This is a genomic window from Pectinatus sottacetonis, from assembly GCF_015732155.1.
In the GTDB taxonomy this organism is placed as follows: Bacteria; Bacillota; Negativicutes; order Selenomonadales; family Selenomonadaceae; genus Pectinatus; species Pectinatus sottacetonis.
Genome location: NZ_WIQK01000001.1, coordinates 195,262 through 218,719, shown reverse-complemented (window position 1 = coordinate 218,719; position 23,458 = coordinate 195,262). Strand labels below are relative to the sequence as shown.

At 37.9% G+C, this 23,458-nt stretch carries 18 protein-coding genes and 2 riboswitches; of the genes, 12 read left to right on the top strand and 6 right to left on the bottom strand.

The genetic code is table 11. The annotated features are described in order from the left end of the window. Window positions 1-321 precede the first annotated feature (321 nt). The 6 genes from brnQ to I6760_RS00910 all read left to right on the top strand — a co-directional run bounded on the left by brnQ (window position 322) and on the right by I6760_RS00910 (window position 10,154). Window positions 322-1,671 (top strand): branched-chain amino acid transport system II carrier protein, encoded by a 1,350-nt coding sequence (gene brnQ, locus I6760_RS00935; RefSeq protein WP_330997976.1) that lies wholly within the window; start codon window positions 322-324, stop codon window positions 1,669-1,671. Window positions 1,672-2,116: 445 nt separating this feature from the next. Then, window positions 2,117-2,291: riboswitch (cobalamin riboswitch) on the top strand. Next, entirely contained in the window at window positions 2,251-2,433 is a 183-nt protein-coding gene (locus I6760_RS00930; RefSeq protein ID WP_196592659.1) for a hypothetical protein, read from the top strand. (Overlaps the previous riboswitch by 41 nt.) Window positions 2,434-2,599: 166 nt before the next feature. Then, window positions 2,600-2,781, top strand: a riboswitch (cobalamin riboswitch). 197 nt (window positions 2,782-2,978) lie between these two features. Next, window positions 2,979-3,413, top strand: coding sequence for a hypothetical protein (locus tag I6760_RS00925; protein ID WP_196592658.1), 435 nt, complete (start codon window positions 2,979-2,981; stop codon window positions 3,411-3,413). Window positions 3,414-3,681: 268 nt separating this feature from the next. Continuing rightward, window positions 3,682-5,079, top strand: coding sequence for a hypothetical protein (locus I6760_RS00920; protein ID WP_196592657.1), 1,398 nt, complete (start codon window positions 3,682-3,684; stop codon window positions 5,077-5,079). A gap of 79 nt (window positions 5,080-5,158) precedes the next feature. Further along, window positions 5,159-9,529, top strand: coding sequence for a TonB-dependent receptor domain-containing protein (locus tag I6760_RS00915; RefSeq protein WP_196592656.1), 4,371 nt, complete (start codon window positions 5,159-5,161; stop codon window positions 9,527-9,529). A 37-nt stretch (window positions 9,530-9,566) separates the two neighbouring features. Then, window positions 9,567-10,154 (top strand): hypothetical protein, encoded by a 588-nt coding sequence (locus I6760_RS00910; RefSeq protein WP_196592655.1) that lies wholly within the window; start codon window positions 9,567-9,569, stop codon window positions 10,152-10,154. A gap of 95 nt (window positions 10,155-10,249) precedes the next feature. On the opposite strand, the gene I6760_RS00905 is transcribed toward I6760_RS00910, so the two are convergent. From I6760_RS00905 to I6760_RS00895, 3 genes are all read right to left on the bottom strand, one after another. Next, complete coding sequence (locus tag I6760_RS00905; protein WP_196592654.1) at window positions 10,250-11,728, bottom strand: family 1 glycosylhydrolase; 1,479 nt, start codon at window positions 11,726-11,728, stop codon at window positions 10,250-10,252. Between the two features lie 20 nt (window positions 11,729-11,748). Further along, entirely contained in the window at window positions 11,749-13,569 is a 1,821-nt protein-coding gene (locus I6760_RS00900) for a beta-glucoside-specific PTS transporter subunit IIABC (RefSeq protein ID WP_196592653.1), read from the bottom strand. 90 nt (window positions 13,570-13,659) lie between these two features. Further along, window positions 13,660-14,625, bottom strand: coding sequence for a LacI family DNA-binding transcriptional regulator (locus I6760_RS00895; protein WP_196592652.1), 966 nt, complete (start codon window positions 14,623-14,625; stop codon window positions 13,660-13,662). A 103-nt stretch (window positions 14,626-14,728) separates the two neighbouring features. Between I6760_RS00895 and I6760_RS00890 the strand changes: the two genes are divergently transcribed. The 4 genes from I6760_RS00890 to I6760_RS00875 all read left to right on the top strand — a co-directional run bounded on the left by I6760_RS00890 (window position 14,729) and on the right by I6760_RS00875 (window position 17,209). Next, window positions 14,729-15,286, top strand: coding sequence for a TetR/AcrR family transcriptional regulator (locus I6760_RS00890; protein WP_196592651.1), 558 nt, complete (start codon window positions 14,729-14,731; stop codon window positions 15,284-15,286). Then, complete coding sequence (locus tag I6760_RS00885) at window positions 15,283-15,609, top strand: DMT family transporter (protein WP_196592650.1); 327 nt, start codon at window positions 15,283-15,285, stop codon at window positions 15,607-15,609. Before I6760_RS00890 ends, I6760_RS00885 begins: the two co-directional genes overlap by 4 nt. Window positions 15,610-16,154: 545 nt before the next feature. Continuing rightward, window positions 16,155-16,742: a helix-turn-helix domain-containing protein gene (locus I6760_RS00880; RefSeq protein ID WP_196592649.1), complete on the top strand. Its 588-nt coding sequence runs from the start codon at window positions 16,155-16,157 to the stop codon at window positions 16,740-16,742. A gap of 224 nt (window positions 16,743-16,966) precedes the next feature. Beyond that, window positions 16,967-17,209 (top strand): hypothetical protein, encoded by a 243-nt coding sequence (locus I6760_RS00875; RefSeq protein WP_196592648.1) that lies wholly within the window; start codon window positions 16,967-16,969, stop codon window positions 17,207-17,209. Window positions 17,210-17,702: 493 nt separating this feature from the next. On the opposite strand, the gene I6760_RS00870 is transcribed toward I6760_RS00875, so the two are convergent. From I6760_RS00870 to I6760_RS00860, 3 genes are read right to left on the bottom strand one after another with little or no spacing between them, the layout of a single operon-like run. Continuing rightward, entirely contained in the window at window positions 17,703-18,998 is a 1,296-nt protein-coding gene (locus I6760_RS00870) for a hybrid sensor histidine kinase/response regulator (protein ID WP_196592647.1), read from the bottom strand. Next, window positions 18,995-20,047, bottom strand: a complete 1,053-nt coding sequence (locus I6760_RS00865; protein WP_196592646.1) for a sensor histidine kinase — start codon at window positions 20,045-20,047, stop codon at window positions 18,995-18,997. Before I6760_RS00865 ends, I6760_RS00870 begins: the two co-directional genes overlap by 4 nt. After that, window positions 20,044-21,180, bottom strand: a complete 1,137-nt coding sequence (locus tag I6760_RS00860) for an FIST signal transduction protein (protein ID WP_196592645.1) — start codon at window positions 21,178-21,180, stop codon at window positions 20,044-20,046. The genes I6760_RS00865 and I6760_RS00860 overlap by 4 nt, the downstream gene beginning before the upstream one ends. Window positions 21,181-21,373: 193 nt before the next feature. On the opposite strand from I6760_RS00860, the gene I6760_RS00855 reads away from it, so the two are divergent. Next, window positions 21,374-21,742 (top strand): response regulator, encoded by a 369-nt coding sequence (locus I6760_RS00855; RefSeq protein WP_196592644.1) that lies wholly within the window; start codon window positions 21,374-21,376, stop codon window positions 21,740-21,742. 571 nt (window positions 21,743-22,313) lie between these two features. Further along, window positions 22,314-23,423 (top strand): IS200/IS605 family element RNA-guided endonuclease TnpB, encoded by a 1,110-nt coding sequence (tnpB, locus tag I6760_RS00850; RefSeq protein WP_196592643.1) that lies wholly within the window; start codon window positions 22,314-22,316, stop codon window positions 23,421-23,423. Window positions 23,424-23,458 lie beyond the last annotated feature (35 nt).

The following is a 23,458-nucleotide window of genomic DNA, read 5'->3' as shown; positions in this document are numbered from 1 at the left end:
AACTGGAAGAGCATGTTCCGTATTAGTGATATGAATAAAAAGACTAAAGAAGAATTACTTGCATTATTTGTTTGTAGCAGTCAGAAAATAATATCAGGATTGCACCATAATAAAAAGTATAAAAAAACAAAGTCTTTTTATACTTTTACATATTTTCTGCATAAATAATTATATTTTATAATAAATTTACTTTAATTTCTTAAAATATTAAGGTATAATTAACATATAAAAGTCTTGTAAACGCTTTTATTTTATGGGACTTTTAATTTTTTTGCTATTTTATAATAATGTTTATCATAATATTAAATGAACGGAATCGGAGTGGAATATTTGAAAAGAACAGAAATAATATCTATTGGGTTCATGATGTTTTCTATTTATTTTGGTGCGGGTAACTTGATCTTCCCACCAGCAGTGGGACAAGCGGCAGGAACTAACTTGCTGCCTGCTATAGCAGGCTTTTTACTTACCGGAGTTGGACTGCCTTTTTTAGGCATCGTTGCTATCGCTTTCCAGGGAGGTCACTACACAGAATTTATTTCCAAGCATGTTCATCCCAAATTTGCCTTTATTTTGCTGGGGCTGTTATATCTTACCATTGGACCTTTATTTGCAATTCCACGGACAGCCGCTGTTGCTTTTGAAATCGGTGTACGTCCTTTTATATCTATACATAGCATGGTATGGAGTCAGCTTCTATATACAGCTGCTTTCTTCATAGCAACGTATCTGCTGGCTTTGAATCCCCATAAAATTATCGACCGCATTGGCAAAATACTTACGCCTATATTGCTGTTTTTTCTTATTGTCTTATTTGCCAGATCATATATTTCTCCATTGGGAGCCGTTTCAGCTGCTGTTGGAACATATATAACAGCTCCTTTTGCCCAGGGATTCCAAAATGGTTATCTGACTATGGACCTGCTCGCATCATTGGCTGTTGGTGCTATTGTAGTAAATACAGTACGGATGCGCGGTGTAAAAGAAAAACGGAGAATTGGCCGCGTATGTATTGCTGGCGGTCTTATTTCCATAATACTTATGAGTGGCGTATATATATCACTGGCTTATATCGGAGCTACGAGTGCAGGTTCCTTCGGCCCATTTAATAATGGTGCCGTATTATTGGCTAATGCAGCCAGTGTGTTTTTCGGTCCGCTGGGCAATATCCTTTTAGCAGTAATTATGACTATAGCGTGTCTTACTACCAGCTGTGGTATAGCATCAGCATGCGCCTGGTATTTTAACAAGGCATCGCAAAACAGGGTATCCTATCAGCGTATTCTGCTTTACTGCATTTTATTTAGTTTTGTAGCTGCAAACATTGGTCTTACAAAATTGATTCAAATATCTGTGCCATTTCTCACAGCAATGTATCCTGTTGTTATAGTTCTGGTGATTTTGTCATTATTTTCCAGGGTGTGGAAGGAACGCAGCAGTGTATACCGCTGGAGCCTGGGGTTTACCTTATTTTTTAGTATTTTTGATGGAATAAATGCAGCAGGTATACAAATAACAGGGATAAATTTCTTATTTAATAAATATATTCCTTTTTATCCTGTTCATCTTGGCTGGGTTATTCCGGCGTTATTAGGAATAATCATTGGTTATGGCATATCATGTTTTGAAAAAGGGACAGAAAGCTTGACTTATACAGCTGATGATAAATGATTCTTTAGTGTAGTAAGAAAGTTTTGTTTCCATTTTGAACTGTCCGTATATAGTTTAGATTATAAAAGCCTGTCTAATATAAATGCTTTTGTCCGCTCTTTTAAGGGCGGGCAAAGGGTTGTTTTTATATGAATTTGAATGAGATTGTTATACTGCATTGCTAAACCATATACACTTATTTAATATTTCATAAAACATGCTAAAAAATTTATTTATCTTAGAAGTGCATCCAGTATTATAAAAAAAATTCTGTGGCATAAAGTTATAGCAGTAAGGCATTGTCAGGGTTTATATACTGTATACATGAAAATATGAGTTGACAAAGATAAATACGGGTGGTACTTTATAAGTAAAGCTATTTAATGACCATCAGTCAATAAATAAATATGTATAGCTTTTATTAGAAAATCATTAATCGTTATTTTGCCATTATAATAAAATAATAGAATTTTTTATAAAATCAGGTATCCGTCTTTGGGGCGGATTTAAAAGGGAAGTCCGGTGCAAGTCCGGCGCTGTCTCGCAACTGTGAAGGTGAATCATGTTTCTGTTTTCCTCTTACCAGGGAGAAATATGATAATGAGCCTTAGTCAGGGTACTGCCTGCTTTATTTATCCGTATCGCCTGCGATGTACAGGTCGGGGATTGAAGACACACACTCACAGGCCGCAGATGGTTTATACTGTATTGGTTGTGATTATTCAGGTCGCATATTTTGACTGGAAGTGTGTATTTGATGACCCGGTAAGCAGGCCGCTTTAGAGAATAGAGCGTCAATTGTTCCGCCGGGCGGGATGGTTGGCGCTTTTTTTGCAGCTGAGTATCAAAGCTATATATTTTTTTGGCTGTTTTTATCGTAGTGTGATAGCAGGCTGCGCAGCATTGGTTAAATGAGAGTTGTACACTCTGTTTTTTCAGTACAGACAAAACTTAATATAGAGAAACAGGTGCCCTTCGGGGCTTAATAGGGAAGTCCGGTGAAAAGCCGGCACGGTCCCGCCACTGTAACGGGGAGCAATCCGCAAAATACGTCACTGAAGCAGCTGCTTTGGGAAGGCGCGGTAAGCTATGAACCGAAGTCAGGAGAACTGCCTGTTTAACGATCACCGCTTGACCTGCGAGGCATGGGGAGGAGATTACGTGGAACAGTTTTTTCTGTGAGCGCAATTACTCCCGCAAGGGAGTTTTTTTATTGCCGGTATTTATTGCCATAGAATTTTAGTATCCCGCACCAGTATATTTGCGGGAGATTAGCAATACTGGTATAAATAAATAATAATTATTAAATTATAGATAAGAGGGAAAATATGAGAAAAATAACAGACACCATTTCCATTATGGCGGCAATGTTTCTGGCCTTGGGAATACTCATGCCGCTTTCAGTGCGCGCAGCTCCGGCAGAAAAAATTGCCATAGTAGATATACAGCAGGTTACAGCCAGCTATCCGGGCATTGATGCTATTTTGCAGAAACTGGAAAATATGCGCAAGGCTGCCCAGAATGACTATAACCAGCGCAGTAAAGGCATGGCAGCAGATAAACGCCGGGAACTCAGTATTTCTATCGGACGGGAAGAAAGCGCAAAAGAAGATGTTTTGCTGAAACCCGTGCGGGAAAAAATACAGAAAGCCGTAAAAGCAGCCGCGGCAGACGCAGGTGTGGCTGTCGTGCTTGAGGCTGCAGTAACGACTTACAGCAGTACAGATATTACGGCGGCTGTTATTCAGAAAGTAAAACAGTAGTTTTCACTTAAGTATTTTGCCTTTAACCGTTCTGTTCAGGAGGCTGGAGGATAAAATAAAAGTTTCAGGAGTTCAATTTCACCAGATGTTTTTTATAAACCACAATGCTGTTGTCAAGGAAAAAGGGGGGATAAAAATTTTATTGCAAATGATATTTTTTGTCCACGAGGGAAAGGAGCAGTGAAAAAATATTATAGTGAAAAATGATTCATGTTTCAATGTTAGAACAGTCAAATTTTAGTTGTTTATGTAGAAAGAAGGGTCTTTTATGTCTACTTCAACTGTAGTGGCAACATTTTATAATTTTGCTACATCACTGTCAAACAAGGGGCGTCTGCGCCTGATTACTTCCAGCAGCACCAGCACACCGGCGTATACTCCTGTATCAGGGAGCGGGACTGAGTTCACTAATACCGATCCTATCGCCTTTTACTTTAACGGCGGCAGCGGCACCGGTATCAGGGTGCTGCTGGTAGAAAGAAATTATGATTCAAGCTATCAACAGACTTTTTGTACGCTTTCCGTGTATGATCCCAGCAGTTGGACAAAAACAGTCGCGGAAAATTCGTCGGCTTATGAATACAATGATGGTACTCCGCTGCTCAATATCTACAGCATCAATTCACCGGGCGGGACTGATGCCGGCACACTTTACGGTGCTGACTATACCGGAGTGAACAATGATAACGGACGTATATTCAAGCTTATTCACGATGTCAGCGGCGGAGCCGAAACCCTGACATTGGACAGCCATGATTATCAGTTTGTACCGACAACATCAGGAGCAAAAGCCCATAGTGTCGACTCGGTATTTAATACTGAATCAGGCACTGACTACGTTTATGCCGCAGCCCAGCAGTATAGTCTGTCCGGTTCGCCATCTAATCCGGCGAACTATACTTACTATAACAGTATCATTGTCAAGCTCGATCCCGGCACGCTGACACCGGTCAGCGGCGGCGGTCCGAGTGCCAGCCTGGCACCGAATGTCTTTGATTTGCAGTACTATGGCGGCAGCTTCTATGTGACGGCTCTGGGCGGTGCGCAGTGGAACCAGACTTCGTGGAAATGGAACTATACTTCACGTATTCAAAAGGTCACCACCGGCCTTACCGTGACTGATCTCGTTCGGCCGGCCAATTCAACAGAAACTGATTCAAAATACGATAATGATAAATTTGATATCCGTTCACTGGCCATTCTTGAGGATGGTACGGCTTATATCATAAATGGTTCTTACGACAGCAATTTTGCTTTCACCGGTCATTTATGGCATGCCAATATAGCCGATTTGACGGGTGATGATTTATTGTACAATACAGCTACATTGATTAGTAATGTCAGCATATCAACTGTCAACGGTTATCTGTGGGCATTATTGCCGGCCGACGAATTGGGCAAGGTCTGGGGCATGCTGGGTGATACACTGGGTGTCTATGATGCCAGCGGTATTTCCGGCAGCGCTATCGATGCCGCTACGGCCTCTGGCTGGACAGATGGTACTCCGGCCTTTAATGCAATCTCCTTGGCGATGCCGGCCGTTACCCGCCGCGGCAGTCGTGCTATTAAGTCTGTCCGTGGTTTTGTCCATCCGGTATTGGTATCCCGTGCCGGGATGAGCCAGGATGAATATGATGATTTTATAAGTTCCTATGCCGGCAAATAACCGGGTCACTGACTGAATGCAGGGGCAAAGGATTTGTCCCTGCTTATTTTTATAATAATAACAATAAGGAAGAAATATTTTGAAAAGGAATAATAAATATATAGTATTATATCCCCTGGCTCTTTTTTTGCTTACTTATACCGCACCATGTGAGGCATGGAATCAGCTGGTAATAAATGGAGAAAATGCCAATTACATAAATTGGGGAATAAATGCCGACCCAAGCGGAACTTATGATATCACGAGTGGAGGTAATTATACTACCTATGCCAGAAATACACAGACCGGCGGACCACCGGTTTCCAGATATAACGAACCTATTAATATTTTAAATGGGGGAATATGGCGTCCGCTGGATGCTAAGTCTGCAATTTATGCGAGTGCTTTAACCATGCATTCCGGTTCCATGATAGACCTGGCATATAAATACAGTGCTGCCAACGGTTATACTCAGGAAAACGGCTATGATCCCTGGTCGGCAGCAACCTCTTCCTCTTTTAATACAGAGCGAGATTTGTCATTAGATAATGGTAAATTTGAAGGCAATATTGCTTTTCGGCTTAATATGGGAACAGCTGTTTTTGATATGTATCATAGGATGGGTGGTAATGATCTTATAGATTTGGATGCGCCGCAGATAATTAATTCAGCTGAATATCCAACCGTAAATGTTACACTGCATTATATCATCGGCAATCATTTTGGTGAAGGAATGGTTGGATCTAATTGTTACTATCCATGGGATCACCAGACAGCAGCCATGCTGAAGAACAGAATACCTGGTATCTTTTCTATAGGCAATTCAGATACTGCCACAATGGATAAATTTAATGTGTCGGGCAGCGGCGAGTACCATCTTGACGGTGCCATCAATAAATATCTGCTGCAGACGCAGGTGCAGCAAGATGAAACTAATCCGCAAGTAGATTATACTACACATAGAGTGTGGAGCCTGGTCTGGACAGCCCGGCGGCAGAATTATCTTTCCCAGGGGGCTTACTCGGCGGCCAATGCGGCACTGGCCAGCCGCAATATGTGGCGTATCGAAGATGATGTACTATGGAAGCACGGTGACGATATCCGCTTTGCCGACCGTACCGGCAGTAAGTCACCGGAAGGTTTTTATGTCAATAACTGGCATGGCAAATATAATTTTGGCGGTATTCAGGGTTCTAGCTTTAACCAGAGTTACAGCGGCCTTCAGGTCGGCTATGATAAGCTGCGCCGCCGTAAGCTGTTTAATGGCAGGGTACATACAGGGGTATTTGTCAGCAAGCTTAATTCCGGGGCTGATTTCAGTGCCCAGAATGCCGGCGGTGCCGACTATAACAGCGGCTCCGGCAATGTAAGCAGCCTCGGTTTTGGTGCTTATATGCTCTGGGAAGGGCAGAAGGGACATTACCTTGATACCATGCTGCGCTGGAGCAAGGTCGACAACAACTACGCCTATACCGATTCCTATGATAATACCTATACCAAGGACTTTATCAGCAAGAGCTACGGCATCGGTGCCCGCTATGGCCGCTATATAACAAGAAATAACGGCTGGTTCATGGAACCGCAGATCGGGCTGTCCTATGGCGTCACACGGGCCTATAATTTCCGTACGGCCAATGACCTTGAATACATGCAGGACAAGACTGGTATGCTGACCGGGCATGCCGGGATAACCCTGGGCAAAAAATACGGACAGGGCAGCCACAGTGGTGAAGCCTACCTTAAGTTGGCAGCCAACCATGACTTTAACAGCAATGATGCCATGTTTTATGCCATGCAGCCTGAGTCAATAAAACTGGAAATTGGGGCAGATCCCGTTCTTGCTTCGCAGAAAATCAATAATCTTGAAGGCCGGGACACCTGGTATGATGTGTCCCTGGGCAGTAATTTTAAAATGGGCAATAGCCATGACGGCTGGGTCGGCGTTACTAAATCATTTGGTGGTAAAGTCAATACTGACTGGCAGGTAAATGGTGGTATAACATGGCATTGGGGCGGCCCGCCCAGCCGGAAAAAACAGGGAACTGTACCAGCTGCTTTTACGGCACCGGTGAAAACTACTGGTGCCACAGCTGAGTCTGTAAAACCTGCGCAGACCGGCAGCAGAAAAGATGCTACGGCAGAAAATACCATTGCAGGAACAACAGCCAATAGCAAAGTTAATACTGCAGGCAGTAAACAAACGGCTGGCTCGGTTTCTAAAATCAGTCCACCAGCCGCGGCCGCAGATGTAGTACAGCCGGTCAAAGGAACAGCTCCGGCAGCAGTGACAGCAAAAACAGCAGGACAGGCAGTAACAAATAATAGACCGGTCGATGAAACCGTTTCGGCAGGAAAAAATGCGTCTGAATTTGCCTTGACGCCGACCGTAGTCGAATCAGGCCGTCCTGACTGGGAAAAGAAGCTGTCACCGGGAACAGTATCCGTTATAGATGTGCCTAAATATAAAGGCGAACAAAAAACACTGGCCGACTTACTACAGACTGTACCGGGAGTATATATTGACCGCATGTCAGGCGGCGGTACCGGCCATTATAGCACGGTGCGGGTGCGCGGCTCCTCTGCCAGCGAGGTGAGTATATATATAGATGGTGTATTAGTCAATACTGGCAGCGAGTCAGCAGTTAATTTGGAAAATATCAATATTGATAATGTTGAACGCATTGAGGTCTACCGCGGCTATATACCGGCGCGTTTTGCCGGGGCAGCGATGGGCGGAGCCATCAATATCGTAACGAAGAAACCCACTAAGACCGGCGGGAAGATAAGCTATGGACTCCGTTCCTTCGGCGGCCAGAAGTTCAATCTGGAAACCACTGCGCCTGTTGGTGATGGCAGCCTGCTGCTGGCACTTAACAAAGAACAAGCCGAAGGTGATTTTAAGTATAATCTGTTTCCTAATACTTATGGTTTTGATCGGCCAACTGGTATACCTAGTAAACGCTGGCGCCAGAATAATGGCTATAGTGATAAGAACATGCTGGCAAAATGGCAGGATAAGAATTGGTTTGTAAAAGTGGCATATACTGATAATTCTACTCATAAACCAGAGTCAATAAATCCTCGTTGGCCTCTGGTAGATTCGCCGGAAGAGAAGCGGCAGTATGGCATCATTTGGAGTTCAACAAAAGCGTTCCTGGATGGTGTTATAGATACAAGAAAAACAGAACTATCGTTTGGGCGCCGCCAGCAGGCCGGTAATCTGGAATGGGGCTGGAAACTGGGAATGATCCACCAGAACAAAAAATCACTGTATTGCCGTGGGGTGCCTAATGGGCTTATGTTTGGCACCAATACATTTAAAAATGATATTTACAATGCTTCTGTCGATGGTACATGGAAGATGGGCAATCATCTGCTGGAATTCCTGCTGAGCGGCAGCAGGGAAACCATGAATGTAAAATTTGATACTGATAATGAGTTTTCTTCTGGTTATGCCAAAGATCTATACAAAGATTGGTTTTTACCTAAATATAATATGAGTAATTATTATCTCCAGCTGCAGGATACGATGAAGCTGGATGATTCCGGCAGCCTGACCTTTACGCCATTGGTGCGGTCGCAGCGTGCTAGTATCGGTATCCCGGTACGTGAAGGCAAGGGCTGGCTCAACAGCTATAATCTTGCCCTGAAGAAACAGTTTGATAAGCATTTTACAGCTTGGGCAACTTATGGGACTTATTACCGTATGCCTAACTGGTATGAAGTGTTTGGCGATGGGCTTTATCAGGTATCCAGATGGTTTGAATTCAATTCTATTGCAGCATGGGGTCCAGAGGTATTTGCCGAACATGGGCAGAATTGGGATGTATCACTCAACTGGAAAGGCAGGCTGCTGGGAGCAGATGATGATACGACACTGACCTATTTCCACCGCAATTCGGAAAATACTATGACGTTGATGTTCAATCCTATATGGGGTGATACCTGGTACGCCAACTACGGAGCCGGTGAAGTGCATGGTGTGGAATTCAACAATAAGCTGCACTGGCACCGCTATGATTTATTATTGGCGGCCACATGGCAGAACTCATTGGTAAAGCAGGGTTATACGCCGAGAGCCAATATGAGTTATACGACATGGCAGGGACAGCCGCTATCATGGACACCAGCCTGGACAGTCAATGCTCGGCTTGATTACCGCTTCCCGGGTGATAAGCTCAGCATCTTCGGCGAATATTACTGGGTAGATAAACTGTCATGGTTTAATAATGCTGGAGAAGCTACTTATTATACACCATTAGGATTGCTGAATGTTGGCATAAAGTACAAGGTTAATAAACAGCTAAAATTAATTACGGGCATTAATGATGTAGGCAATAGGGGTCCTGAACAAAGACAGCGTTATAACTGGTGGAAAGCTGGACCTGGAACAACACCAGAAGCTGATAGTACTGTGCCTTATCCGCAGCAAGGCCGGACATATTATATGACACTGGAATATTCATTCTAATGTAAAGGCTGTATATAAAAATATAAGGGATGATTTTATGGATGGACAGCGAAAACTGCTGATAATAAAAATGGATGCTCTTGATGAGCTGCATGAGGCTGACAAAGTTGCGCAGGTAGTCGGGCAGGCAGGAGCCGGCAGAGTGGTGGCACATACTGTCGTGTGCGAACAGCCGGCAGAAGCCATTGCTGCTGCTGAAACAATAATGCCGGATTGGATACATCTTATTGGGCGCAGTGATAAACACCAGCTTATTTTTTCCCGTGGAGAAGAGATAACTGGCCAGTGCAGCCGGATTTCTCTGCTGAAAAAACTGCGTGAAGCTGCTGTGCCGCTCACTCTGGTTACATTGAATAGTAAGCTCGATGACAGTGATCTGGGGAACATGGGTCGTCTTTATGCGGTAATTGGCATGGAGAAGGGCTACAATCCTGTGGCATCACGCTTGTTTATGCCCCGCTTTTACGATAATATCTGCCGGGGACAGACTTTATCGGATGCTGCTACGATAGCCATTGAAAATATGCAGCAGGAAGTGGTGCAGCATGGTGGCATGCCGTCCTTGTGTTTTAATCACATTATCAATCCAGAAACCTTTATGTTTTTACCGGAAATAGTACAATAATAAGAAAATAGTAATATAAATAAAGTGCGTAGACCGTTATTATGGTTTACGCACTTTATTTGCATATGGAGATTTTTTATTGCTGGTATTTGAATTTATGCTAGATTTGCACCATTTGATTCAATTACCTTTTTGTACCAATAAAATGAATCTTTTTTAATTCGTTTGTTTGTCCCTTTTCCGTTATCCTGGCGGTCTACATAAATAAATCCGTATCTTTTAGACATTTCACCGGTAGAATTAGCTATAATATCTATTGGCCCCCATGTTGTATAACCTAATAGTTCAATTCCATCCTCAATAGCTAAGCCCATTTGTTCAATATGTTCCCGCATATATTTTATTCTATAAGTATCATGGATTTTTCCATCACTGGTGACTTCATCCCGTTCACCCAGGCCATTCTCAACGACCATTAGTGGTTTTTGGTAGCGATCATACAAATCATTAAGCAGATATCTTAATCCTACAGGGTCGATTGCCCAGCCCCATTCACTTGATTCTAAATATGGATTAATTACTGCATTGGAAGAATCCCAGGTTACAACCCCACCATCATTATGTGAGCTCCGGGCTGAAAAATTACCTGCTGTTTTACGATTTTTTATTTTAGTATCTGTCGAAATATTACTTGAGGAATAATAACTAAAGGAAACAAAATCAACTGTTCCTTCTTTAAGAATTTCAGCATCACCTGCTTCAGCAGCAATAATAATATTATTTTTTTCAAAAAACTTTTTGGCATAAAGTGGATAATAGCCTCTTGCCTGTATATCAGGGAAGAAATAAGATCTTCTTGTAGTTTCCTGTGCTTCTAATGCATCCAGAGGATAAGGGGTATTAGGATAATTTACAACGCCAGCAATCATACTGCCTATTTTGAATTTTGGATTGGTCTTATGTCCAGATTTAACAACTTCAGCAGATGCTACCAGCTGATGATGTGCTGCCTGATATCTTGCCTGCAGCGAATTTTCACATTTAGAAATATCGATACCGCCAGCAAATAATGGGTAATTAAGCAGTGCATTAATTTCATTGAAAGTTATCCAATATTTAATTTTATCTTTATAACGGTTAAACAATGTCTGGGCTAATTTTACATATTCTGCAATCATTTTTCTGTCAACCCAGCCATTAAAATTTTTTGTAGCCCATAATGGCGTGTCAAAATGGTCTATAGTCATTATAATATCCATTCCTAGTTTTCTGGCTTTATCTATTACCTTGTCATAAAATTCCAGACCACTTTCATTAGCTTCATCCATACCATATTCAGGAAATATGCGTGGCCATGAAACTGACATCCTGTAAACTGAAAATCCCATATCCGCGAATAATTCTAAATCTTCTTCCCAATGATTATATCCGTCTACACTCTCACGGGCCGGATAAAAACCATAATCCTTTTTAGCAGCTTCCAGAGGATGTTCCAAAGCCCATTTCCTTCCGTTGCCTGATAGCGGCAGTATATCTGATACAGACAGAGATTTGCCATCGGCATTAAATGCGCCTTCATATTGATCAGCAGCAGTTGCACCACCCCATAAAAATTCTTTTGGAAAATTACTCATGATTTTATCTCCTTTAATATTTATAATTTACTAATTTCAATTGCAATTGTGCTTTCTTTATTATAATTTTCGGCAATATTATATTCATTACTGTTTAATATGATCAATATTACAGTTGTGTCATAACCTTCCTGTAATATACTATTATTGTCAAATTCTATTAATTTTTGTCCTTGTTTTATTTTATCGCCCTTTTTTGCAAAGTATTTAAAATACTTTCCTTGTAAATTGACGGTATCAATACCGACATGAATAAGTATTTGTGTTCCTAATTCATCAGTAATGCCAATTGCATGTTTAGAATCAAATGTAGCTGTAACTTCACCTGATACTGGTGCTAATATTTCATTGCTGTTGGGCCTAATAGCTATGCCTTGCCCCATTTGTCCAGAAGAAAAGACTTTATCCTTAACTTCCGAAAGAGGTAATTTTTCTCCTTCAACTGGTATTATCAGTTTTTCAGTTATTTTTTTAGTAGTGGAATCAACATTCTTTGCGGGCAATCCAAATAGATAGGTTAATACTGCTGCTAAGATAAAGCTTACAAGTAAACCTGCAATTTCGCCTAAAAAACCATGTCCCAGATAAGTAGGAATTGATAAAATACTAGGAAAAGCAAATGCATGCGCATAAACACCAGACATTCCTATTATGGCACCACCTATAGCACTGCTGCCTATTGCAATATAAAATGGTTTTTTGAATTTTAACGTTACACCATATAATGTTGGTTCTGTAATGCCAAAAATCGCTGCTACAAAAGCAGAACCTGAAACCTGTCGCATTTTCTTATCTTTAGTCCTGAAAAAAACGCCAAGTGCTGCGCCAGCCTGTGATAAAACTGCTGCGCAAGCAATAGGAAATATTGGATCTTGTCCCATTTTAGCTATATTGCTCATAATTAAAGGTAATATCATCCAGTGAAAACCAAAGATGACAATTACCTGCCATAAACCACCGATGAATATACCTGCAAATATTGCTGCATGATCATAAATTCCCATAATTGAACCTGCAAGCATATTAGAAATAGTTGATCCGATAGGGCCTACCACAATTAATGTCAGGGGAACCATTATTACCAATTCTATTAATGCAACAAACACATACTTTAAATTATTAGGAATTATTTTATTTAAGAAAACATCTAGATAAGATAATACCCAGATTGCTAAAATTATTGGTATTACAGAAGAAGTATAGGCCATTGGAATTACTGGTATACCAAAAAAACTTAACGTTATATGGTCTGTGGCTAATTTTATTATTGAAGGATAAACCAATACTCCCGCTATAGAAATACTAACAAAACGGTCTACTTTCAATTGTTTAGCGGCAGTGAAAGCAATAAAAATTGGTAGAAAGTAAAATAGGGAATCACTGGCAGCATTTAACAAAATATAACCGCCGCTCTTGGGATTCAGCCAGTTCATCGTAATACAAAGTGCCAGTATTCCTTTTAGTACACCGGCACCACATATAGCTCCAAGAAAAGGCATAAATAAGCTTGATATAAATGCTATGAATTTATTGATTAATCCAAAAATTCCTTTTTGTTTTTTATTGTTTTCCTGGTTTGGCTCATTACCGTCTTTAATATTTAAAATTCCCATTAACTCATGATAAACACTACCTACCTGTGTTCCAATAACTATTTGCCATTGTTCATGTCCAAATATTACCTGTATGACTCCGTCGAGTTCTTCAAGTTTATCTTTGTTTACCTTAGAATCGTCAACTAAATTAAATCTAAGCCTGGTAGCGCAATGCCAAACTTTTTTTACATTTCCATCTCCTCCCATGTAATTTAAAATATTTGATGCCAAACTATGATACTGCATAATTACAACCTCCCATCTTTTATATCATTTTCTATGATACAAATATCATAGTTTGTGGGAATATTCCCATGTCAAGTAAAAAAATATTTTTTAACATGTTTTTCTAATAACCAGTTTAGGTATGATATTTATCTCCTGAAATTTTTTGTTTTCAATACGACTGATTATATAATTTATCCCATTTTCTGCCTGTAATTTCAAAAAAGTATCAACCGTTGAAATTTGCATATACTTTCCGTAATCACTATTATCAAAGCCAAATACTTTAACATTATTAGGAACCTCATATCCGTGGTCCGATAATGTTGAAATAAATTCTGCTGCTACATAATCGGAATACGCTATAATTACTTGTGGTTTATCTTTAAGCGTTATGAACTTTTCGGCCGCGTTTTTACCAGCTCTGCTTTGTTCAGGATAAAAAGACTGCCAGCCATTTATTAATGAGCGGTATTTTTTACTAATATCTTTAATAGCCTTGATTCTTGCTTTTGTATTATTTTTGTTTTTACTGTTTAAAATATGTCCTATATTAACTTCTCCATATTTATTTAATACATAATTCAATATTTGCTTATACAATGGATAATGGTCTATATATGACGAATAAATATGCTGGTTATATAGTCTTCTCCATGTAACGATTGGACCATATTGTGCAAATTTTTCTATGACTGACCATTCATTCCTGTTTGCCACAAAATAAATTCCATCATAAGCATGCATTTTAAACAAATTTAATAATCTTAGTTCATCTTCTTTATTCTTGGTAAAATAAACACTTATATTATATCCATGTTTTTTTATTAAGTGAGTAATATAATTTATTAATTCTCCTACCGATGGATAATATGTTTTAGCTATAAAAGCGATAGTTTTAGTACTTTGTCGTCTTAATTGCCGTGCTAATATAGAGGGGATATATCCCAATTCATTAGCGGCCAACAATATTTTCTCCCTGCTGTTTTCAGAAACATATCCATTGCCGCTGAATACTCTTGATACTGTAGATTTAGATACTCCTGCCAGTTTGGCAACATCAAAAATATTTGTCATAAAGCACCTCCACATTTATTATATAATCATTTTTTATGTTTGTTTATATAAATATTTACTGTACCGACTGGACGGTATATAATGAATAGCATGGAGGTAATTTATGGGAAAGCATACTAAAAATGTTAATAATACGCGACAAAAAATATTGCAAGCTGCTGGAAGAGTTATCAATTCTAAAGGAATAACTGCACTAACATTAGCAGCAGTTGCAAAAGAGGCAGGGGTAAGTAAAGGTGGATTATTATATCATTTTGCTAGTAAAGATGAACTAATAAAAGGTATAAACGATTTTTTTATGCAGAATTTTATTAGTGATGTGGAACATACTGCAGATAATGATGTTTACAATGCTGGTAGGTGGACAAGAGCTTATATTAAAAATACATTCAAGCAATTGGATAATGAATTTGAAATAAATACGGCTCTATTATCAGTAGCTGCGACAAAACCTAATTTAGTAAAATCTACAGCTAATTATTTAAAAACAGTTCAAAACCATATTGAAAATGATCATATAAATCCTATTCTTTCAACAGTGATTCGACTTGCTGTTGATGGGATATATTATAATCAGCTATTCGGAATGAATTTGGAAAAAGATAATTGGGAACAAATAGCAAATTATTTACTTTTACTAACTAAAGAGGATATAAAATGAAGGGGTATGTACTTTTATGTATAGCTATTGTATGTGAAGTGTTTTCTACATCAATGCTAAAAAGTTCAGTTGGTTTTTCGAGATTATTTCCCAGTATTATTTTTATAATGGGAATGGGAACTTCATTTTATATGTTTTCCCAATCATTGATTTATATTCCACTCAATATTGCTTATGCTATTTGGTCTGGTTTGGGAACAGTTTTTACATTATTAATAGCTATTATATTTTGGAAAGAAAATTTTAATATATATACCTTTATAGGAATAAGTTTAATTATTATTGGTGTATTAATTCTTAATTTAAAAAATCCAGCACACTAATTATCAAGATATAAGAAAATAAAAGTAAAAACATTTTGAATAATAATTATGAAAAAGCCTTGCTTAAAATGGGAGCTGTACACTCGTGGCTTTAATTGTGAGTTAGACGACTAAACTAGTCAGTATGTATAGAAATGTGTATATGACATTCAGAATTAATACTGACCCAGATACTATTGTCCATTTTGCATGGCAGGCTTTTCCGCAAAGCCAATTAATGTCATACTTGCTATGAGGCAGATACATCCGACCCACTGCTGAAAAGTGGCTGTTTCATTCAAAAGGGGCATCATTTGGATAAACTCCTTTTAGGATATGGGCATTTAGAACCTGCGGCTATAAAAAAAGGAATAGACATTTTATCTTATGTGATAAGAACATGTTATAGATAATTTTAGATGAATAAATAAAGCAGGCAGCATATAATAAATATAAGCTCATTTATTTGTTAGTGGTTTTCCACTATAAAATTAGCTATTCTACGGATAGTTTATTGAATATTTGGCAAAATTTTTATACAATTTGAAATATGGAGGTATAAAATAATGCAAAATAATAAAGTGGGAAATGTCATACGTATGTTACGTCAGGAACATAATATGACACAAAAACAACTTGCGGACAAAATGAATATCAGTGATAAAACTGTTTCTAAATGGGAACGAGGGCTGGGCTGTCCCGATATTTCATTTATTCCAGAACTTTCAGACATTTTAAGAGTAGATGCACAAAATTTATTAGTTGGCGATATAACTCCAAATGATTTTGTCGGAGGAAATATGAAAAATACAAAATATTATATCTGTCCAATATGCAATAATATTTCTATCTGTACTGGTGAAGCCGAAATTTCTTGTTGTGGAAAAAAATTAACTGCCCAGACATTAAAGAAGGTAACAGAAAATGAAAAGCTATCTGTTCAGGTAATAGAAGATGAATGGTATATTACAAGTACTCATCCCATGACCAAGACACATTATATTTCTTTTATCGCTTTTGTTACTGGAGATCGTATCCATCTAGTCAAACAATATCCTGAGTGGAATTTAAATGTACGTATTCCTAAAAAAGGACATGGAATGTTGCTATCATACTGTACAGAGCATGGTCTATTCTATCAATCTTACTTATAAGAATATTCATTATAGAAAGAGGAGATATTGCTTTAATGAATCAGGAAAAATTATGGACTAAAGAATTTATCAGCATGAGCAGCAGCAATTTTTTTCAGTTTTTATTCCAATACATTAAGATAACCATTATTTCCCATCCTTTTTATAAAATGTCACACTTTTGCCATATATTACAATATAGATAGTGATATAATCAAAATAATTTATAGAAAGAAGGAATTATAATGGTTAATTCTAAATTAAAAAGATTATCAGCTTTATTGATCGGTGCAGCTATGATGGTTGGTACATTAGGTATTACGGTAGTAAGTGCTGCACCCCGGGAACAAGTTCCTAATCAAACTACTAGTCAAATCCAGGAACCTGCTCCTAATCATCAGCAAATACATCAAAAGCATCACAAAAAGCATCACAAGGAACATCATGAAAAACAACCTGTTTCTAATCAAATGCTGCCTCAGCAATAATATGTTTGTAAATTAAATGTAATATTATAAATGGACTTTATCTATTAGTAGATAAGGTCCATTTATTTTAGGCATAAATATAGAAATATATTCTTTTGCTGTTTTCAAGGATAGATGATAATCATTAGCAATGACCTTGCTTTTCTAAAGCCTGCATGTTAATTATAAAATAATCAGGCAATGATATTGTAAAGATAAAAAGAAAAGTGAGCAATCATGGAAAAAGCCTTCAAATTGCAAAAATTAATATAAAATATGAGCTATAACGTATCCAACAAAACTTCCTGTAATAACACCTATAAAACCAGGAATAATAAAACTATGATTTATAACATACTTACCAATGCGTGTAGTTCCTAAAATTCTTTGTATTCCTTTTTAAAATCAAAGTCCATTTAAAAACAAATAAGAAAATATTACATCTTTATGAATGAAAATGCTATATGCAGCAGCGGTTTTTATATTAAGGGGAAATAATGCCAAATAAAAAGACCTAGTATTTATGTTCCTTGGGCAGTTTTATGGTAAAAGTCGTTCCTTCGCTGAGTTTGCTGGTTGCACTTAATGATCCATTGTGTTTTTTTACGACAATATCATAGGCTACGCTAAGTCCCAGACCAACGCCATGACCTACGTCTTTAGTTGTAAAAAAAGGATCAAAAATGCGGCTGAGATCTTCTTCTTTTATTCCAGAACCGGTATCACTTATAATACAGAAAATATATTCAGCTGAGTCATAAGCCTTTATAGTGATTTTTCCTTTACCAACAGAAGTAGTTTTTATAGCATAGATAGAATTTAGCAGGATATTGAGGATCACCTGTCCAATTTCTCCCTTATTGCAGGAAAGGTAGAGATTTTTTTGCAGCTGTCTATCGATTTCTGCTGCTGATTTTATGTCATGTTTTATTATTAACAGACATTCGTCAATAATCTGGTTGAAATTGTTATGGGTCATTTTATCTTCTGTGCCAGTTTTAGCAAATTCCTGCATGCTTCCAACTATTTTACTTATACGTGCAGTGCCCTCTAAAGATTCAGCAATTATGGCATCAAGATCGTCCATAATAAAGTCTATTTTTTGTTCTTTTTCCCTGCTGATAATATTATTTTTAGCCTCAATAAGTCTATTTGACAGAGTAGTTTCATTGCTAACGGTCTGAAAAAACTCTTTGTATTGATAACGTATTTCTTTAATTTTTCGCATATAGCTATTCATTGTTGTCAGATTGCTCGCAATAAATCCGATTGGATTATTAATTTCATGTGCAATACCGGCAGCAATTTCACCCAGAGCAGCAAGTTTTTCTTTTTGCAACAGACTGAACTGGGTATTTTTTAATTCCTGTGTCATCGTGCGTAATTTTTTATATTGTCCCGTTATGGTTTTGTTGAGTTTTATTAGTGAGAGAATGGATTTTCTCGCTTTTATGGAGGCTTTCACTCGGGCAATAAATTCTATGAAATTAATGGGTTTATTTATGTAGTCATTAGCACCGTTTTCAAAACAAGCTTTAAAGCTTTCTCTATCTTTGATACCCGTAAACATTATGATCTGAATATCTTTGTATTCATTTTGACTGCGGATGATTTTTAATAGTTCAATGCCGGTTATGCCCGGCATAATTATATCCAATAAAATAATGTCTATATCGTGGGCAGCTAATTCTGTAAGGGTTTTGTCAGGGATACTGCAAAGAAAGACACTACAATCTGTAATGTTGTTTTTTATAAGATCTTCGGCTATTTTTAAATTAAATCTATCATCATCCACAACTAGTATATTCATGATGCCACCTCTTTCCCTTCTTTGATAGGAAGACTGATAATAAAGGTAGTACCTTTTCCTAGCTCACTTTCTGCATTTATTTTACCGTGATGTTTATTGACAATAATATCATAGGCGATGCTGAGTCCGAGTCCTGTCCCAACACCAACAGGTTTTGTTGTGAAAAAGGGAGTAAAAATACTATTAAGATTTTCTTTAGCTATACCAGTACCATTATCAGTTACTGAGCAATAAATAAAGTTGTTTTTTTTGTAAGTTTTAATTGTAAGTATCCCCTCATGAGCAGTTCCTTTTATAGCATGGACAGCATTTACGATAAGATTTAAAAGAACTTGGTTGATTGTTCCTCCAGCTGCTCTTATATAAGGGATTTTTCCTAATTCCTTGATAACTTTTGTTGTGTATTTTATTTCATTATGGGCTACAGCCAACGTGTCTTCTATACCCTTATTTAAGTCATAGTCCTCAAATTCCATGCTGCTGGCGCGGGAAAAGCCCAAAAGACTTTTGACAATTTTTTCAATGCGGTTTAAACCAACGACAGATTCATCTATAATGTCATCTAAATCATCAATAATTAAATTTATTTTATTATCGGCCATGGATTTTTGGATCATTTGCCATAGTTGTTCTATGGCAATATTGTCAGGATTTGTTTTGGTATCATTTTCAAGAGTAGTCAATGTATCCAGAAAAGTCTTTATTTTTTCCAGATATTTTTTTAATGTTTCTAAGTTACTTTGAGTATACCCTAGTGGATTATTTATTTCATGTGCCACTCCGGCTGAAAGTTGTCCTATTCCAGCCATCTTTTCCTGTTGTACAAGCTGGCTGTGCAGTGTACGTATTTTTTGCATATTTTCATTATATTCCCGGGAGCTGATATCAATACTTCGTTCTAATAATAAACGTTCCTTATCATAGGTCATGTAAGATTCATTTATTGCATTTATAAAGGATTCCAATTCGGAATTAGGTTCAGTATTTTTTAAGCAGTTATGCAGTTGCCTTTTTAACAGACGATGCAGGTTATTCATAGTATCTGTCATACCTCCGTGATCAGAGTAATCGTCATTGTTTGATTATGCAGTTCGCATAATTTATTTTTGGCTGATGAAGAAATTTCGCCATAAGAATAAAAACCGGCAAAAGTAGTGTCAAGCCCCAGAATATCTCTGGCAGCTTCAATTTCTTCACCTGTCATTTGGTCTAAAACAAGTTTCCTGCCGACACAGCTTATTAGAATGGCCAAGTCTGCTTTATTCACATCAAGTGAGGACAAGCTTATTTTTGCTGCCTGCTGTGAACCGTGGATGAGATCATCAAGATTTGTACGCATTAATTTAGCATAGTAGCCCTGGGGAACATCACCGGAAAAAATTAATGTTTTTTGTTGTTCGTTAACCCGCTGAATCGTGCGGATAAAAGTATGATTATCCTTTGCTGAACGTACCATCAGTGGAAAGTACAGGCCAGCAGCTGGCAATTCATCAGCATATTCACCTAAGTATTCTTTATATAGATCCAACGCTGATTTTTCATCAAATTCATATAGAACATTATCATGGGCTTTGGTAATAGTGCGTTCAATACCGAAGGGAGCCCATCCCCCAATGGAAGCACAACTTAAATGGATATTATTACCATAAAATCCTACGGCAGCAAGACGATTTTGCGCAGGTTGCTCGTTGGCAATGACAAAAGTACTTTTATAATGTTTTCCATCGCCGGCCAAACCACCTGATACGGTGACATTCGGCGGCATTATTTTGTTTAGCCCGTCTATAAGTTTACTTCCATTGATGTTTATTCCCTCGGAAATAACAAGAATATGTTTTAGCCCTTTTACCGGAAATTTATCGATTAGTTTGGCAGCAGCCTTGATATAATTATTGTTTTCAATGGTAACAGCAGCAAATTTTACAGGTGTTTTTTCCATATAAACTGCTGTGGCCGATACGGTGTTTTCTGTAGCAGTATCATCATGTATTTCACCGGCGGTCGTTGCCCCTATTATATATGATTTAGGATATATGTACCGTATTTTATTGTAGATATCATTGTTTAAAAGAAGATTTTTACTGCCAAAAACCATAACGAATTGAGCTTTATCTGTTAGTTTGCAGTCAGTACTGTCTGAACGAGCTGCGGTACGGTCATAAAGTAATTGTTCTGTTTTCATAGTGATGTCCCCTTTTAATAAAATATATTTATTATTATTTCTGTTTAATATAAACAATTCCTGCTAGAAATATATACCAGTAATTTAAGAAAAGAAAAGGATAGTTGTACAATAATGTCGAATTTTTAATAATAATTTGAATATATATATTGAATAAAGGTATTTTAATTTTTATGAGATTTGAGGTGACAGCATGGATCAGGATAAAGTATTATTCGTTGACGATGAAGCAAGTGTTTTAAGAGCAATAAAAAGAGCTGTTATGGATGAAAAATTCACGCCATTTTTTGCTAATAGCGGTGAAGAGGCACTGGAAATTATGGAGAAAAATGAAATCAGTGTTATTATTACTGATATGCGGATGCCGAAAATGGACGGACTGGCTTTATTAAAAATTGTAAAGGAAAAATATCCCCGGACAGTGCGTGTTGTTTTATCAGGATATACACAATTATCCCAATTGCTTGTGACCATAAATCAAGGCGAGATTTTTAAGTTTATAACCAAGCCATGGACAACTGATAGTGAACTTTTGCCAGTTATTAAGCAGTCAATTGATTAAATGGGAGCCGCACACTCGTGACATTAGTCGTGAGTTAGGCGACCAAACTAGTCAGTATGTATAGAAATATGCATATAGAGATTGGCAAAGACCAATCCAATACTGCCTGAAATGCTGGAAACTCCTAAAGACAGCATAGCCACAACGCTAAGATGAAACAAGCTCAAACGTGACGGCGACGAAAGTAAAAAAAATATGCTGTATGGTGCAAGGTTAAACCCTAAACACTAAGAAAATGGACAATCAGCAGGAAAGCTCCGAACAGGAGAATCCCCAACGACTATTCCTCTTGAGGGAAGTACAGCCAAGCGGCTGGAAGTGGGCAGACCTTAACGGATAATGCCGAAGGACAAGATATAGTCTGTGCTTTATGGAAACATAAAGGAGTTCATAAGAGAACCGCATAGGAAGCAGCGAGCCCGTGTGAACGACACCTCCCCCATACGACTAAAAAAGAACTTACGACTCTTATATATGTTACTGCAAAGAACTTGCTTTTCTAAAGCCTGCATGTTAAGTTTAAAATAATCAGGCAATAATCTTGTAAAGATAAAAAGAAAAGTGAGCAATCATGGAAAAAGCCTTCAAATTTAGGATATACCCCAACAAAACACAGGAACTACTGCTGCAAAAAACATTTGGCTGCGTAAGATATGTTTTTAATCACTATCTCGACATGCGAATCAAAGCATACAATAATGATAAAACCACACTTACCTATACCAAATGTTCCAGTAATTTAACGCAGTTGAAAAAAGAAAACACCTGGTTAAAAGAACCAGATAAATGTTCCTTACAAAACGCGTTAAAAGACCTCGATACAGCTTACCAGAACTTCTTTAAACATAAAAAAGTTGGCTTTCCTAAATTCAAGACCAAAAAAAACAGGCATAAATCTTACAAAACAAACTTTACCAATAGCAACATTGAATTTCTGGGAACAAAAATAAAACTTCCCAAACTAGGTAAAGTAAAAATAAGAGATAAGCAAGTACCGCAGGGCAGAATCTTAAACGCAGTAATATCACAAACCCCTGATGGTAAATACTTTGTATCCCTATGCTGTACAGAAATAGAAAAACCTGTTTTTAATCGTACTGACAACTATGTCGGTATCGACCTTGGCCTAAAAGAATTTGCAATCACCTCCGATGGCGATAAACATCCCCATCACAAATACCTGAAACAGTCACTACGAAAACTTGCCAAACTGCAAAAAAGCTTGTCCCGAAAAACAAAGGGAAGTATAAACAGAAATAAAGCAAGAATCAAAGTAGCCAGGCTGCAGGCACGTATTGCAAATCAGCGAAAAGATATGCTGCATAAACTATCTCATAAACTTATAGAAAACTACGATGTTATCTGCTTAGAAGACTTACAAATAAATAACATGCTGAAAAACCACAAACTTGCCCGAAGTATTATAGATGCCAGCTGGTCAGAATTTACCCGCCAGCTAAAATATAAAGCTCAGTGGTATGGCAAAGAAATAGTACAAATAGACAAATTCTATCCATCAAGCCAGCTGTGCCATAATTGTGGTTACCAGAACAAAGAAATAAAAGACCTTACTATAAGGAAATGGGAATGTCCTAACTGTAAAGCCCAGCATGACAGAGATATAAATGCCGCCATAAACATTCGCAATGAAGGACTAAGAATATTAAACATAACAGCGTAATAACATATATAAGAACCGTAGGAACTACGGGGATA

Bases quoted from the DNA above. Each gene is read 5' to 3' on its own strand.
- I6760_RS00890 (WP_196592651.1), top strand. From the start codon at position 14,729: ATGGGAAAGCATACTAAAAATGTTAATAATACGCGACAAAAAATATTG.
- I6760_RS00865 (WP_196592646.1), bottom strand. From the start codon at position 20,047: ATGACAGATACTATGAATAACCTGCATCGTCTGTTAAAAAGGCAACTG.
- I6760_RS00855 (WP_196592644.1), top strand. From the start codon at position 21,374: ATGGATCAGGATAAAGTATTATTCGTTGACGATGAAGCAAGTGTTTTA.
- I6760_RS00920 (WP_196592657.1), top strand. From the start codon at position 3,682: ATGTCTACTTCAACTGTAGTGGCAACATTTTATAATTTTGCTACATCA.
- I6760_RS00860 (WP_196592645.1), bottom strand. From the start codon at position 21,180: ATGAAAACAGAACAATTACTTTATGACCGTACCGCAGCTCGTTCAGAC.
- I6760_RS00870 (WP_196592647.1), bottom strand. From the start codon at position 18,998: ATGAATATACTAGTTGTGGATGATGATAGATTTAATTTAAAAATAGCC.
- I6760_RS00875 (WP_196592648.1), top strand. From the start codon at position 16,967: ATGGTTAATTCTAAATTAAAAAGATTATCAGCTTTATTGATCGGTGCA.
- I6760_RS00905 (WP_196592654.1), bottom strand. From the start codon at position 11,728: ATGAGTAATTTTCCAAAAGAATTTTTATGGGGTGGTGCAACTGCTGCT.
- tnpB (WP_196592643.1), top strand. From the start codon at position 22,314: ATGGAAAAAGCCTTCAAATTTAGGATATACCCCAACAAAACACAGGAA.
- I6760_RS00885 (WP_196592650.1), top strand. From the start codon at position 15,283: ATGAAGGGGTATGTACTTTTATGTATAGCTATTGTATGTGAAGTGTTT.
- I6760_RS00910 (WP_196592655.1), top strand. From the start codon at position 9,567: ATGGATGGACAGCGAAAACTGCTGATAATAAAAATGGATGCTCTTGAT.
- I6760_RS00900 (WP_196592653.1), bottom strand. From the start codon at position 13,569: ATGCAGTATCATAGTTTGGCATCAAATATTTTAAATTACATGGGAGGA.
- I6760_RS00925 (WP_196592658.1), top strand. From the start codon at position 2,979: ATGAGAAAAATAACAGACACCATTTCCATTATGGCGGCAATGTTTCTG.
- I6760_RS00895 (WP_196592652.1), bottom strand. From the start codon at position 14,625: ATGACAAATATTTTTGATGTTGCCAAACTGGCAGGAGTATCTAAATCT.
- I6760_RS00880 (WP_196592649.1), top strand. From the start codon at position 16,155: ATGCAAAATAATAAAGTGGGAAATGTCATACGTATGTTACGTCAGGAA.
- I6760_RS00930 (WP_196592659.1), top strand. From the start codon at position 2,251: ATGAGCCTTAGTCAGGGTACTGCCTGCTTTATTTATCCGTATCGCCTG.